We start from the raw sequence: 13,952 nt of genomic DNA on the forward strand, positions 1-13,952 counted from the left end.
AGCAGTCTCACATCGGCGCGATCACTCACGCACCGCTGCGGCAACCAACGCGGCACTGCCATCGGTGCCGCATCCCCTTGGAATCAATCATCTAGGCGATGCGGCCGACAAGATCGGTACCGTGGAATGCCTCTATCTCCCTTCGCAACCGCGATTCCGTTCGGCGCAGTGCCGATTTCGCGGCCGCGTCGACGAGGCCGTGGCACAGGCGGCCGAACATGCCGCGTGGTGGTGGATAGTCGGCTTCGGAGGTCAGGACAGACCGTTCGTAGCCGAGTGGATCGAAGCGCAGGGTAACGGTTCCGTATACCCGCCCACGCAGGGTATACCCGATCACGGCATTGCGCCGGTATTCGGTGATCTCCACCGATGATCGCAGCGGAATCACCCCGAACAACCGGACTTTTACCGCGAACGCGGCGCCCAACCCCTGATCCGGTTCGCCGAGCGACTCGACGCCGGTGACGCCGAACATCCACTGCGGCCCGTGACGGAAATCCTCGGCGTAGGCGAAGGCAGCGTCGACCGGTGCGCCGACGTCACACGCAAATCTGATGTGGCCCATCGGCCCTCCCTGATCCGGATGGGTTCTCACCCAACGCGTACAGGAGCTAAAAGTACTACAAATCTCCTATTTATTTGGCGGAATTGAGTTGTTCGACCAGGTATTTCGCGATCGGCATCGCCGACGTGGCGGCCGGGGAAGGCGCGTTGAGCACGTGGATCGAGCGCGGCGTGCGTTCGATGAGAAAATCGTGCACCAGCGTCCCGTCGCGCAGCACCGCCTGTGCCCTGATCCCCGCGCGGTGCCCGAGCAGATCGCCGGTGGTGAGTTCGGGGCAATATTTGCGGCATTCGGCGAGGTAGCCGCGCTTGAACACCGAATTGCGGAGCTCGCGCACTCCGGTGGCGAGGTGGTCGCGGGCCACCCGGCGCACGCCGGCGAAGCTCAGCACGTCGATGGCGTCGCGCCGGTTCACGCTGCCCTTGCGGTAGCCCTCCCTCGACAGTCCGAGCACCGCGTTCGGGCCAACGGTGAGTTCGCCGTCGATGGTGGGACTGAGGTGAACGCCGAGGAACGGCAGCGCGGGGTCGGGCACCGGATAGATCAGCGTGCGCACCAGATCCGATCGCTCGGCGGGGAGCCGGTAGTACTCGCCACGGAACGGCACGATGCGAAAGTCGGTGTCTATCCCTGCCTTTCGTGCCATCCGGTCGGCTTGCAAACCCGCGCAGACGATCAGCGTGCCCGCGGTGACCGAGCCGCTCTGGCCCGAAACCGTGACAGCTGAGACGTTCTCGGTGATCGCGTCGACGGCGGTGCCGAGCAGGATCTCTCCGCCCATCGCCTCGACCTGAGCCGCGAGCGCGGCGGTGATCTTCGTGTAGTCGATGATGCCGGTGGCGGGCACGAACAGCGCTCCGACGCCGGCGATCCGGGGTTCGCGGCGCCGCAGCTCGGCCGCGTCGATAGCCTCGACCTCCACGCCGTTGGCGATCGAGCGCTCGTAGAGCGCGAGCATCCGCTCGTGTTCGGCGGAATCGGTGGCTACCAGCAACTTTCCGCATTCGCGGAACGGAATGTCATGGGCCGCGGCGAATTCCTTCGTCCACTGCGCACCGGCCCGGCACAGCCGTGCCTTCAGGCTGTCCGGGGGGTAATAGATCCCGGAGTGGATGACGCCGCTGTTGTGCCCGGTCTGATGCGCGCCGAGCGAAGCTTCCTTCTCGATGAGAACCAGGCTCGCCCCGGGATGCTCGGTCAGCAGCCGATGCGCGGTGGCCACGCCGACGATGCCGCCGCCGACCACACAGAAGTCGTACGCACCGCTCGAGGTGCCGCGAGGAGTCACACGTAGACGGTAGTCGCCGGTTCCTCGGTGGACGCCCGCGGTTCCTCGGCTGCACCGTCGCCCTCGACTGGTGTCGCGGCCTCGGTGTCCGACGGTGTTCCCTCGACCCGCAGCGTGTGGCTGCCGAGGCCGGGGTCGGACAGCACGAACACCAATTCGCCACGGCGCGCGTCGAATTCGGTGTGCAGTGCGGTCACCGCGGCCGGATCCACGGTCAGGCCGAGGTATTTCGCCGCCACCGTCACCAGGTTCGTGTCGACGGTGAACGCCAAGCCTTCGTTGCGCGGCGGTGCCACCTGCGCGCCGACATAGGTGCCGCCGATTCCCACCCGCCCGGTCAGCGGCGAATTGTTCGGTCGCGCACCGACTCCGGATTGCAGCGCGGTGACCGGCGTGCGCGTGGCGGCGGGTACCGAGCGCTCGGTGGCCAGCGTCGGCCCGACGGACATGGCCAGCTCGACGCCGTATTCGCGTGGTGCGGAGTCCTCGACCGAGAAGGGCCGGTGGTGGTTGGGGTTCGGCGTCGGGACCGGGGCCGCGTACTCCCGCGCGGGCGGCGGCATGTGATTGACGATGTAGGCGCCCGCGCCCACGGTGAGGCAGAGGCTGGCGGCGCCGGAGAAGACGATCGCGGACAGGCGCACGATCTGAGCAGGTCGATGTGGCGTCACGATGCGGTTCCCTCCTGTGGCTGTGGGTATACCCGAGTTGAACGGGCCCGCATCGTTGAAAGCCACGTGCTGTTTCCACGTTACGTGGTGGGCCGCACAGTAACCGCCCCACTGCTGTGAGATCAGAGCCACATCCGAAACGAAGCCGTATCACTCCTAGTCGGGGCGGGTTTTCGCATGGGCAAGTGTTTCTCACACCGCCCAACGGGTAACTGAAGAGAGCAGGCGAGCGTCATTCACGACTGCCACGGCGGTCAACCCCGGCCAACGAAGTCCGGGGCAGTCGGCACGAATGGCGCTCTGAGACTGACGCTCGCCTGTTCGTATCCCGACTTCAGGCGAACTGGCCTGCGGTGCGGCCTGATCCGGGGGGACCTGCGAAGGCTTGGGCGATGCCGAGCCAGTGGTCGGCGTCGGGGCCCGTGGTTGTCAGGGCGGTGTCTTCGCGGTGGCGGCGTTGGGTGGCTACCAGGCAGAAGTCGATGGCGGGGCCGGTGACGCGCTGGGGGGCGTCTTCGGGGCCCCAGGTCCAGAGGGTGCCGTCGGGGGCGGTCAGTTCGACGCGGAATTCTTCGGCGGGGCCGGATTCGCCGTTGACCAGGTAGGCGTAGTTGCGCGCGCGGACGCTGATGTGGGCGACGGTGCGCAGGCGGGCCGTGGGGACGCGGGTAGCGCCGAGTGCGTCGGCGACGTCCTGGCCGTGGGCCCAGGTTTCCATGATGCGGGCCGAGATCATCGACGCGGCGCTCATCGGCGGGCCGAACCACGGCAGTTTGGTGCCTGCGGGGACGGCGGCCAGTGCGGCGATGAGCTGATCGCGGCCGGTGCGCCAGCGGACCAGCAGGTCGGCGGGCGGGGTCTGCGCGAGTTCCTCGGCGCCTTCGTCGACGAGGGTGAATGCCCGCGACGCGGCCTCGGCGAGGAACGCGGCGAAGGCCTCGCCGTCGGTCGCGGCGATCACCGATACCTCGTCGGTCCAGGTCAGGTGGGCGATCTGGGTGGCGATATCCCAGCGTGGCGCGGGTGTCGGTGTCTTCCACTGCTCGGGGGCCAGCGGTGCGACCAGGTTTTCCAGATCCGCGCATTCGGCGGCGTAATCGTCGAGCAGCGCTGCGAGGTCAGCCATGGAGTTCCCTTGCCGATCATGGCGCGACCCGGTGCCGGTGCGCCGTCGTCACCAAGAGTCGCAGCGACCGTGAAAAAATGCAAGCACGCGTGCTTGTTATTCGAAAACTACCAGCCGAAGGTCAGGAGGTGGAGTGCGCCGACACCGATACCCAGCGCCCCACCGTGCAGATACAGCAGCCACGCGTCCTGTTCGACCGACGCGTAGAACATCTCCATGAACTCGCCGGGCGTCAGCGTCCGCAGCTTGCGCGCGGCGAAGTCGTCGATCTTCTTCGCCTGTTCCAGCACGAACTGCTGGTCTTCGATCATCGTGCGCGCCGAAACCAGCCCGGCGCCTGCGCCCGAGACCGCCAGATTCTCGAACTGCTTCTTGCCCATCGCGGCTCGCACCATGAACGCGGTCGCACCGAGCTGCTTGTGGATCTCCTCCGACACCACCCGTTCGATGAGCTGGCGGGTCTTGTCTCCGTTCGGCCCTTCCAGGAGCTCGTTGGACAGGTTCTCCACGGTCAGCACCTGGTAGGCCAGGATGTGGGCGAGGTCGGTGGCGGCCTGGGGCTGGCGCTTGGCCAGCAGTGCCTGACGCCACAGGTACTTGTAGCGCGGCTGCGGGTCGCCGGGTTCGAACACCATCTTGATCGCGATGACGTTCACCGTCACACCGATCATCGCCGAGGAGAACAGCACGATCACCCACGCCGGAATCGCGCCGAAGTAGGGAATCTGCGAGTGCACGTGCAGGTACAGCGCCAGGATCAGGCCGAACGGCGCACCGAGCAGACCGATCCGCGCCATGAACTTGAGCTCGGGTGCGGCGATGGTGGTGGTCAGGTCCTTGAGGATGGCCGGGTTCTTCTCCAGGTACCTGATCACGAAGTTCTTCACATCGAGCAGCTGGTCGATATTGTCGCCCAGGCTCTCGAACGCGCGCCGGCACAGCGCGGGCAGGTTCCGGTCCACCCGCTGGTAGATGGCCTGTTTCACCTGTCGGGGCAGCGAGCGCCACAGGTCGGGGTTTTCCCGGTACATGATCTCGTCGACGATCGGCTGCACCTGATCGCGCGCCCGTTCGGCGAGGTAGTCGCCGATCCCGTCGAGGTCGAGTTCGTGGATGAAATCGCGCGGGCTGCCGATCCGCATCAGTGCCTTGTCCACGCAGATGCTGGCCATCTTCTCCGCGCGGGCCGGGATGAAGCCCTGGAAGCCGAGCATGCGCCCGTCGCCGGAGAACGTCGGCAGCACCTGGACGCGCCGCGGTAGATAGGGATACAGCACATGCAGCAGCGGGACCCGGAAGCCCTTGAAGTACAGCGGCCAGAACAGCATCAGCACGCCGGTCCAGTTGGTGAGCCAGCCTGCGAGCGCGCTGAAGATCGGAAAACTGACCAGCTCGACGACGAATTTCGACTGCCCCGTCAGATCTTCCCAGTCGATGAACAGTCCGGAGGCCAGTGTGGTCATCGAGGAGCCCCCTAGTGCTGACGCGCGAAAAATGTGCAGAACGTGAGGATAAGGCAACCATATTCTGCCCGGTCGTGATGGGGTGTCAACGCAAGTCGGGGCGTCCGAGGGCCTGGTGATCGGCCGTCGGCGCTACGCTGGCAAGGCTGTCGTATGCGTCACCGAATTCTTCCCCGTCGCCTGTGCAAAGGGAGTCGCTGTGAGCATTGTTCCGAAGAATCATTTCGAGCGTCCGGTCGCTGTGATCGGCGGTGGCACGTTGGGCAGACGGATCGCGCTGATGTTCGCCACCCGTGGTGGCGAGGTCCGCATCATCGATCCCAACGGTGAGGTCGGCAACGCGGCCGTGGCCTTCGTGGAGAATCAGCTACCCGATGTGGCGGCCACGGTGCCGAACGGCAAATCGGGCACCGCCGAGTACGTGCCCGACCAGGCCATCGGCGTGAAGGGCGCGTGGCTGGTGGTCGAGGCGGTACCGGAGGTCCTCGATCTGAAGAAGAAGGTCTTCGCCCAGCTCGACGACGACACCGATGCCGATGCGATCGTCGCCTCGAACTCGTCGTCGTACGCGAGCCGGTTGTTCACCGAGGGCCTGAAAACCAGCGACCGGATGCTCAACACCCACTTCTACATGCCGCCGCAGTCGACGGTGCTCGACGTGATGTCGGACGGCAACACGTCCCAGGAAACCCTCGACTTCGTCCTGAAGACCTTCCCGGAGTACGGCCTGCACCCGTTCCTGGTGCGCAAGGAGTCGACCGGATTCATCTTCAACCGCATCTGGGCCGCCATCAAGCGCGAGTCGCTCGAGGTGGTCTACGAAGGTGTGTCGACACCGTCGGACGTCGATGAGATGTTCTCGCGGAATTTCGGCACCGCGGCGGGTCCGTTCCGGATGATGGACCAGGTGGGTCTGGACGTGGTGCTCGATATCGAGCAGCACTACGACCAGGAGAACCCGAACCTGCCGAAGGGCCCGGTCGAGCTGCTGAAGAAATATGTCGACGCGGGCAAGCTCGGGGTGAAGACCGGCGCGGGATTCTATGACGACTACCCGAAGCCGAATCAGGGCTGAGCCCATGACCGAAATAGTGGCATTGGATCTCGAAGCCGGTGTGATGCACGCTGTTTCGCTCGACGGCAAGCAGGTGCGCACCGTTGTCGGCGGTCTCGATCGGTGTCCCGCCGGTGTCGTCGTCGACAAGCTGCGTGGCCATATCTATTGGACCAATATGGGCACACCCGACGCGCGTCCCCAGCGTGGCGCCGAGCCGGAGTTCTTCTCCCGCAACGGTTCCATCGAACGGGTCGACCTCGACGGCGGCAACCGCACCACGATCGTCCCGATCGGCGCCTTCACCACCGGCAAGCAGCTCACCGCCGATTGCGAAGGGGGAAGGCTGTATTGGTGTGATCGCGAGGGCATGCAGATCCTCACCTGTGACCTGAACGGTGACGACCTGCACGCCCTCGTGGTGACCGGCCACGGCGATATCGATGCCGATGTCGAACGCAACTGGTGCGTCGGCATCTGCCTCGACCTCGACCGCCGCCTGCTCTACTGGACCCAGAAGGGCGCGGCCAAAGCCGGCGACGGCCGGATCTTCCGCGTTCCCATGGATCTGCCACCCGGCGCGGATCCCGCCGCCCGCACCGATATCGAACTGCTCTGGGAGAATCTGCCGGAGCCGATCGATGTCGAACTCCACGGTGTCGGCGTTCTCGTCTGGACCGACCGTGGCGCCGCGCCCCACGGCAACGCGCTGTACGAAGCTCAGGTCCAGCCGGAGGTCGGAACCCCGACGATCATCTCCACCGGCTACCACGAGGCGATCGGGGTCACCGGGTTTCGCTTCCCGCTTCTATGTGAGCGATCTCGGCGGCACGATCCGCCTGGTAGATGTCGGCACCGGTACCGATACCGACCTGGTCCGGATCGGCAGCCCGCTCACCGGCCTCGCGCTGGCCGACCTGTAGCGCCGCGGTTCCGTCATGAACCGCACCGAAATCACCCGCCGCCTCTACTGACTGCGAACCGCTCGTTCGGTCTCTGAGTCAAGCGTCCGAGAACTGCGGCGCCCGCCGCCGGAGATCCAGTTACAGTGACCGAGCAGATGGTCAGCGTTATTGGGAGGGAACCCGGTGGAGCAGGTATTCCAGGTCGACTTACGCGGCATCGTCGATCTGTTGAGCCATCACCTGTACGGCAGTCCACGGGTCTACGTTCGCGAGTTGCTGCAGAACGCGGTCGACGCCATCACCGCGCGCCGCGCCATCGACCCGCAGGCTCGTGCGCAGGTGCGGATCGAGACGCCCGCGAGCACCGGTGACGGCACCATCCGCGTCCACGACAGCGGTGTCGGCCTGACCGAGGCCGAGGTGCACACCTTCCTCGCCACGATCGGCCGCAGCGGCAAGCGCGACGACCTCGGTTTCGCCCGGCACGAGTTCCTCGGCCAGTTCGGTATCGGCCTGCTGTCGTGCTTCCTGGTCGCCGACGAGGCCCAGGTTCTCACCCGATCGGCGCGCGGCGGTCCGACGGTGCGCTGGACCGGTTTCGCCGACGGCCGCTACCGCGTGGAGCCTGCCGCACAGGAACGCGACGAACCAGGCACCACCGTGATCCTCGCGCCCCGCCGCGGCGCCGAGCAGTGGCTCACCCCGACGACCGTGGTCGAGCTGGCCCGGCTGTTCGGCAGCCTGCTGCCTTTCGAGGTCACCGTCGACGGCCAGTCGATCACCGAGCCCGAAGTACCGTGGCGCGCGACCCATCCCACTCCTTCGGACCGCACGAACGCGCTTGCCGCGTACGCGGAGGACACCTTCGGCTTCACCCCGTTCGCGACCTTCGACCTCGCCTGCGCCGAATCCGGCGTCACCGGTGTGGCTTTCGTGCTCCCGCAACCGGTCAACCCCGCGGCCAAGGCCGGGCACCGCGTCTACCTCAAGCGAATGCTGCTGGCGGAGAGCGTCACCGGGCTGCTGCCCGACTGGGCATTCTTCGTCCGCTGCGTGGTCGACACCACCGAGCTGCGCCCCACCGCGAGCCGCGAAGCCCTCTACGAAGACGACCTGCTGGAGAGCACAAGGGAAGCGCTCGGCAACCGGATCAGGGACTGGCTGGTGGAACTTTCCACCTCCGATCCCGCCGCGCTGCACCGCTTCCTGCGCATCCACGACCTCGGCGTGAAGGCACTCGCCCTGCACGACGACGACATGCTGCGCCTGGTCGACCGCTGGCTGCCGGTGGAGACCAACGCGGGCCAGATCCCGCTCGCCGAATTCCGCCGCCGCTTCGGTGCCGTCCGCTACACCCCGTCGGTGGAGGAGTTCCGCCAGCTCGCCGCGGTGGCGAGCGCCGCGGGCATCGGCCTGGTGAACGGCGGCTACTCCTACATCACCGACATTCTCGAGCGCCTGCCCGCGATCGATCCCGAAATCCGCGTGCTCCGTCTGGATCCCGCCGAACTCGCCACCCATTTCGACCTCGTCGATCCGGCCACCGAGCTCGCGCTCCGCCCCTTCCTGACCACCGCCCAGCGCGTGCTCGACCGCCTGGAATGCGAGGTCGTGCTGCGCACTTTCGATCCGCCGTCGCTGGCCGCGCTGTATCTGCTCGACCGCGACGCCCAGCACCGCGCCGAACTGCGCGCCACCCGCGAGGTCGCCGACGAACTGTGGGCTGATGTACTCGGCGCCTTCGACACCGACCAGGCGGGCGACCGTCCGCAGCTGGTGCTCAACTACCGGAATCCGCTGGTACGCCGCATCACCGGGCTCGCCGATGCCCGCTTGGTGACGACGGCGGTCGAGGCTCTCTACAGCCAGGCGCTGCTGCTCGGTCAGCATCCGATGCGGCCGGTCGATACCGCGCTGCTGAACAAATCATTCGTCGGGTTGCTCGACTGGGCGGTTCACGATCCACGGGGAGAGCTCTGATGTCGGAAGCCGCCAACACCCCCGACGACCTACAAAGGCTGCTGTTCCAGGCATACGACATGCCCTACGGCGACGCCAAAGACGCACTGCTGGAACAGGTTCTGCGCCATGCCGAGGCAGGCGCCCACAGCACGCTCGCGTTCCACGTTCGCATGGCGATGGTCGACGCGTACGGCCACGGGATGAGCCCGGCCAAGTTGTTCGTCCCGTTCGCTCGCTGCCTGGCCGAATACGATCGCGACCCCGGCGCTCATGAATCGTGGGTGGCGCCGTCGCTGCGGTGGAAGTTCAAGACCGCGGTGGGCGCGATGACGAAATTCCCCGAGGTGCCGAAGGATCGGGCGCTGGCCGCCCTCGATCAGATGGAACGGCGCTACCGGGTCGAGGGCCAGAGCCTGAACGCGGTCTACGGCCGCAGGCACCGCGTGGCCGAACACGTCGGCGATCTCGCCGCGGCGGCCGAGTGGTACGAAAGATGGTGCACCACACCGCGCGACGAGAATTCCGACTGCGAGGGCTGCGACCCGACCAACCGCGTCTCCTGGCTCGCGAGCCAGGGCCGCGACGCCGAAGCCGTCGAGCTGGCCGCACCGGTCCTCGCCGGTGAACTCGGCTGTTCCGAGCAACCGCAGCTCATCCTGACCGAACTGCTGCTGCCCTACCTGCGCACCGGACAACTCGACCAGGCGCGCACCGCGCATCGCCGCTCCTACCGTCTGCTGCGCACCAAACCCCAGGACCTCGCCGCGATCGGCGATCACCTCGAGTTCTGCGCGCTGTCCGGCAATCAGGTGCGCGGCCTCGAACTGCTCGATCGCCACTTCTCCTGGCTCGATCGCGCGCCGAGCCCGAAAGACGCGCTCACCTTCCTCGCCTCCGCGGCCCTGCTGCTGCGCACCCTCGTCGACACAGGCCACGGCGACACCACGCTGCGCCGCCCGGCCAACGCCGACCGCCCCGCCGTCGAATCGACCGCGCGCGCGATGCAACTCGAACTGACCGACGAAGCACTCGCCATCGCCGCCCGCTTCGACCGTCGCAACGGCACCGATCACCAGACCGCGCTGGTCAACGCGAAGCTGGCGAGCACGCCGATCGTCGACTACCTGCCGTTGTCCGCGGCCACCGCGCACCGGATGCCGGTCGAGCCGAGCCCGGCGGCGGCGACCGTCGAGATCCCCGAGCTCACCACCATCGAACTGATCGAACGCGCCGAGCACGCGAACAAGCACCACGCCCTCGCCGAGCTGCGTGCCCTGGCACAGCGGCTGGCGGCCGAGCCGGAGCCGACCGATCCGAGTCTGGCGGGTCGACGCGCCTCCGTCATGGCAGGCGGCGCCTTACAGACAACCGATCGGGCCCGCGCCGAAGCGCTATTGCGTCAAGCCGCAGAGTATTTCGCCACGGCGGGCGAGGAAGATCGCCGCCAGTCCGATCTGGGTCGTCTCGGCCTGCTGTTCAGCAGGCACGGTGACGCGACGGAAGCTGTTGGACTGCTACGAGATTCCCTGTCGCACCTGGCGAGTTCGCCCGAACCGCACACCAGAGCCGTGGCGACGCTGCGCCTTTCCGGCGGCCTGCTCGCACTGTTCGATCGGGGCGAGTTGTCGGACGAGGACGCCGTCGAACTGCCGACGTTGCTCGACCGGGTAGCGGTCGACGCCGCCGAAGCGGGCGACGACAGCCTGCTCGGGGATGTCGCCCGGCACCGAATGTATCTGCACCAGAACAACGCTGATCTCGCCGAGGCGGCGGCGGCCGGACAGGCGGCGGTCGCGGCGTATCGCCGGGCCGGTCGCGGGTGGCGGGTAGCCGACGCGGCCCAGTACCTCTCCGGAATTCACAGCGACGCGGGCGATTCAGACGCGGCACTGGCGATGATCGACGAGGCGGTGCGACTGGTCGACGCCGACCTTCCCGACAGCTTGCGGCTGGTCGTGCACGCGCGGCGCGGCGCCCTCCTGATCCACCTGTCCAGGCATGAGGAGGCGGTCAGCGAGCTGCTGACCGCGATCGCGATCGGCACCGCGGCGGACAGTGGGCAGGTGCCGTACGTGCAGTGGGATCTGGCGCTCGCCTACCACGCCATCGGACAATTCCTCGACGCCGCCGACCAGGCCGAAGAGGCCATCGCCGGGCTGGAGCGCGCCGGGGCCCACGAGCAGGCCCGCAACTGCCGCTTCCTGCTGGTCGGCCTGCATCGCGAGCTCGACGAGGACGAAGCCGCACTCACCGTCCTCGACGAGATCATCGAAGCCGACCGCGCCACCGGCAATCTCGTCGGCGAGTCCTACGTGCTCGTCGAGACCGCCGATCTGCTCGACACACTCGATCGCGATGCGGAGGCCGCCGAGCGCTACGTGCTGGCCGCCGAGGCCGCCGAGAAACACGGCGACCCGATCCGCGTCGCCTACTGCCGCTACAGCGCCGCGCTGTCGCTGCACTGGACCGGCGACTCCGCCGCCGCGGTCGCGGCCATCTCGGTCTCCGACGAAGCGATCACGCAGCTCGCGACCACGGAACCGGATCCAGAACTGCTCACCTGGCACACCGCCAGGCACAACCACAACGCCGCCCGAATCCTGCGTCGTGCGCAACGCCCCGCCGACGCCCTCCCGCGCGCCGACGCCGCTGCCCGCGGCTTCCGCGCCATCGAGGCCACCGACCAAGCCATCCGCGCCGACTACGAGCGCGCCGTACTCCTGATCGAGCTGAGCCGCCCCACCGAAGCCGAGAAGATCCTCGCCGAGGCCGTCGCCGAACTGGCCGACGATCACGCGGCCAGACCGATGCTGTCGGAACTACTGGCCGAAACCCGAGCTCAGCTCACCTGATGCTCACCTGATCCGAAGGAACCACCCGCGATGCAACCGCTGCACCCGAACGATCCTCGGCGGATCGGCGACTACCGACTGCTGGGTGTCCTCGGTGCCGGGGGCATGGGCAAGGTGTATCTGGGCCGGAATCCGGGTGGGCGCACCGTCGCGGTGAAGGTGATCCGCCCTGATCTGATCGATCCCGAGTTTCGCGCGAGGTTCCGCCGGGAGGTCGCGGCCGCCCAGCGCGTCGGCGGTGCTTTCACCGCACCGGTTCTCGACGCCGATGTCGATGCCGAGGCGCCGTGGCTGGCCACCGGTTACGTCGCCGGGATCTCGTTGACGGACGCGGTGACCCAGTTCGGGCCGTTCGGTGAGCCCGCGCTGTCGGCGTTGGCGCACGGGCTGGCCGAAGCGCTCGTCGCGGTGCACGCGGCAGGCATCGTGCACCGCGACCTGAAACCGTCGAACGTGATGCTCGCGATCGACGGACCCAAGGTGATCGATTTCGGCATCGCCCGGGTGATCGCGGATTCCGCGCTCACCACCACCGGAAAGTTCCTCGGCTCACCGGGTTTCATGTGCCCCGAGCAGGTGAGCGGCGAAACCCTCAGTCCCGCCTGCGATGTCTTCGCCCTCGGCGGCGTCCTCACCTTCGCCGCCGCGGGCCACGGCCCCTTCGGCACCGCCGAGGTCATGCAGATGCTCTGGCGCATCGTCTACGAGGAACCCCGCATCGAGGCCCTCCCCGCGGCCCTGCGACCGCTCGTCTCCTCCTGCCTGGACAAGGACCCCGCCGCCAGACCGACACCACAACAGGTCCTCTCGGAACTGACGAGCATCGGTGCCCCCGAACGCGCCGGTTGGCTACCACCACAAGTAGTTGCACACATCAGTACCGCCGCCGTCCGCCTACTCGATCTGGATTCCGGTCCCGCCGACCCGCCCGGTGCGTCGTATCCAGACGCCGCCGCGACCTCCGCACCAGGCCGGTCGACAGCCATCTCGGCACCGAACCTGCCTACCTCGAGTCCGACGCGTACCTCTCAGACCGGCTCCTCGAGACCGAACTGGCCCACCGCGACCGGTATATCGGCGCCGACTCCCTATAGACAGTCCGGTGGATTCACCTCCGGCCCCACCGAGGCAGCCCGGCAATTCGCCACCAACGCGGGACAGAATTCAGCCGCGGTGGGTAACACATTCACCCCGCCGCCCTTTGTGGTCGCGCACAACGCCACCGACGCGTTCACCGGTCGCCCGCAGCCCGCGCCACCGCATGCCACCGCATCGCGGCGCACCCGCACCCTCCTGATCACCGCATCCGCAACGGTCGCGGTAGCGGTGGCCGGCGGTGCCTACCTCATCGGCACCCAACTGGGTACGGAATCCACTGCGACAAGCACTCTCGTCGGAACCGGCACGACCACCGGCTACGCCGCGACCACGGCCGCGACCACCGTCGCTCCGTCCAGCGCGACCGTCCCGTCGGAGTTCGTCGGCACGTGGAAGGGCCGCGCCAACGACGGCCCCGTCCAGTTCGACATCGAGCTCACCATCTCCCCCGGTGCCGTCGGTCAGGAACTCGCCACCTCCGCCAACACCGGCACGTTCTCCCGCGACCGCTGCGACCGTGCGGAGACCCTCACCGAGGCCACCAGCAACCAGCTCACCTTCCGCGCCAGGCTCACCGCGGGGACCGGATGCATCGACCAAGGCGCCACCTCGACGGTGACCATGCGATCCGACGGCACGCTCGCCTATCGAACTCCCGGCTACCTCGGTGGCACCATCGCCGGCTCCCTGCGCAAAGGCTGACATGCACTTCGATCGAACTGGAACAGGTTGCCGCCGGATTGCCGGCGGTTGCCTCGACGCGCGCGCAGCCGGTCATTTGTCCAGGAGCAATCACCCGCACCGGCCCGTTCGCGGGGTGCCGAGCAACGACCGCCACCACCGCATCCCCCCAGGTGACACCGGTCTCAGAAATTCTCGCATTGCGATCTGGGTCACTAATATGTCAAACTCTCGCCCACACTGTGAAGCCGATCGGTCTCACAATGTCCGGAAAGGGAGTCGATTGA

General features: G+C 67.3%; 10 protein-coding genes. 5 read left to right on the plus strand and 5 right to left on the minus strand.

Annotation, left to right across the window (positions count from 1 at the left end; genetic code table 11):
- Positions 1-91 precede the first annotated feature (91 nt).
- The 5 genes from ACFWPK_RS15525 to ACFWPK_RS15545 all read right to left on the minus strand — a co-directional run bounded on the left by ACFWPK_RS15525 (position 92) and on the right by ACFWPK_RS15545 (position 5,113).
- Positions 92-565: an SRPBCC family protein gene (locus tag ACFWPK_RS15525; RefSeq protein WP_378915919.1), complete on the minus strand. Its 474-nt coding sequence runs from the start codon at positions 563-565 to the stop codon at positions 92-94.
- A gap of 70 nt (positions 566-635) precedes the next feature.
- Complete coding sequence (lhgO, locus tag ACFWPK_RS15530; RefSeq protein WP_378915921.1) at positions 636-1,853, minus strand: L-2-hydroxyglutarate oxidase; 1,218 nt, start codon at positions 1,851-1,853, stop codon at positions 636-638.
- A complete protein-coding gene (locus tag ACFWPK_RS15535) occupies positions 1,850-2,524 on the minus strand; it encodes a hypothetical protein (protein ID WP_378915923.1) in 675 nt (224 codons plus the stop codon). The genes lhgO and ACFWPK_RS15535 overlap by 4 nt, the downstream gene beginning before the upstream one ends.
- 334 nt (positions 2,525-2,858) lie before the next feature.
- Complete coding sequence (locus ACFWPK_RS15540; RefSeq protein ID WP_378915926.1) at positions 2,859-3,650, minus strand: TIGR03084 family metal-binding protein; 792 nt, start codon at positions 3,648-3,650, stop codon at positions 2,859-2,861.
- 107 nt (positions 3,651-3,757) lie between these two features.
- The gene (locus tag ACFWPK_RS15545; RefSeq protein WP_378915928.1) at positions 3,758-5,113 is read right to left on the minus strand and encodes a hypothetical protein; all 1,356 of its coding nucleotides are present in this window, start codon (positions 5,111-5,113) and stop codon (positions 3,758-3,760) included.
- Positions 5,114-5,312: 199 nt separating this feature from the next.
- Between ACFWPK_RS15545 and ACFWPK_RS15550 the strand changes: the two genes are divergently transcribed.
- From ACFWPK_RS15550 to ACFWPK_RS15570, 5 genes are all read left to right on the plus strand, one after another.
- Positions 5,313-6,188 carry a 3-hydroxyacyl-CoA dehydrogenase family protein gene (locus ACFWPK_RS15550; RefSeq protein WP_378915931.1) on the plus strand — a complete coding sequence of 292 codons (876 nt, stop codon included), beginning with the start codon at positions 5,313-5,315 and terminating at the stop codon, positions 6,186-6,188.
- A gap of 4 nt (positions 6,189-6,192) precedes the next feature.
- Entirely contained in the window at positions 6,193-7,167 is a 975-nt protein-coding gene (locus ACFWPK_RS15555; protein ID WP_378915933.1) for a hypothetical protein, read from the plus strand.
- A gap of 88 nt (positions 7,168-7,255) precedes the next feature.
- Positions 7,256-9,052, plus strand: coding sequence for an HSP90 family protein (locus tag ACFWPK_RS15560; RefSeq protein ID WP_378915935.1), 1,797 nt, complete (start codon positions 7,256-7,258; stop codon positions 9,050-9,052).
- Positions 9,052-11,886 carry a hypothetical protein gene (locus tag ACFWPK_RS15565; protein WP_378915937.1) on the plus strand — a complete coding sequence of 945 codons (2,835 nt, stop codon included), beginning with the start codon at positions 9,052-9,054 and terminating at the stop codon, positions 11,884-11,886. The genes ACFWPK_RS15560 and ACFWPK_RS15565 overlap by 1 nt, the downstream gene beginning before the upstream one ends.
- A gap of 30 nt (positions 11,887-11,916) precedes the next feature.
- Positions 11,917-13,686 (plus strand): protein kinase, encoded by a 1,770-nt coding sequence (locus ACFWPK_RS15570; protein ID WP_378915939.1) that lies wholly within the window; start codon positions 11,917-11,919, stop codon positions 13,684-13,686.
- Positions 13,687-13,952: the final 266 nt, after the last annotated feature.

The sequence above is a fragment of the Nocardia sp. NPDC058519 genome (genome assembly GCF_042719755.1).
Lineage (GTDB): Bacteria > Actinomycetota > Actinomycetes > Mycobacteriales > Mycobacteriaceae > Nocardia.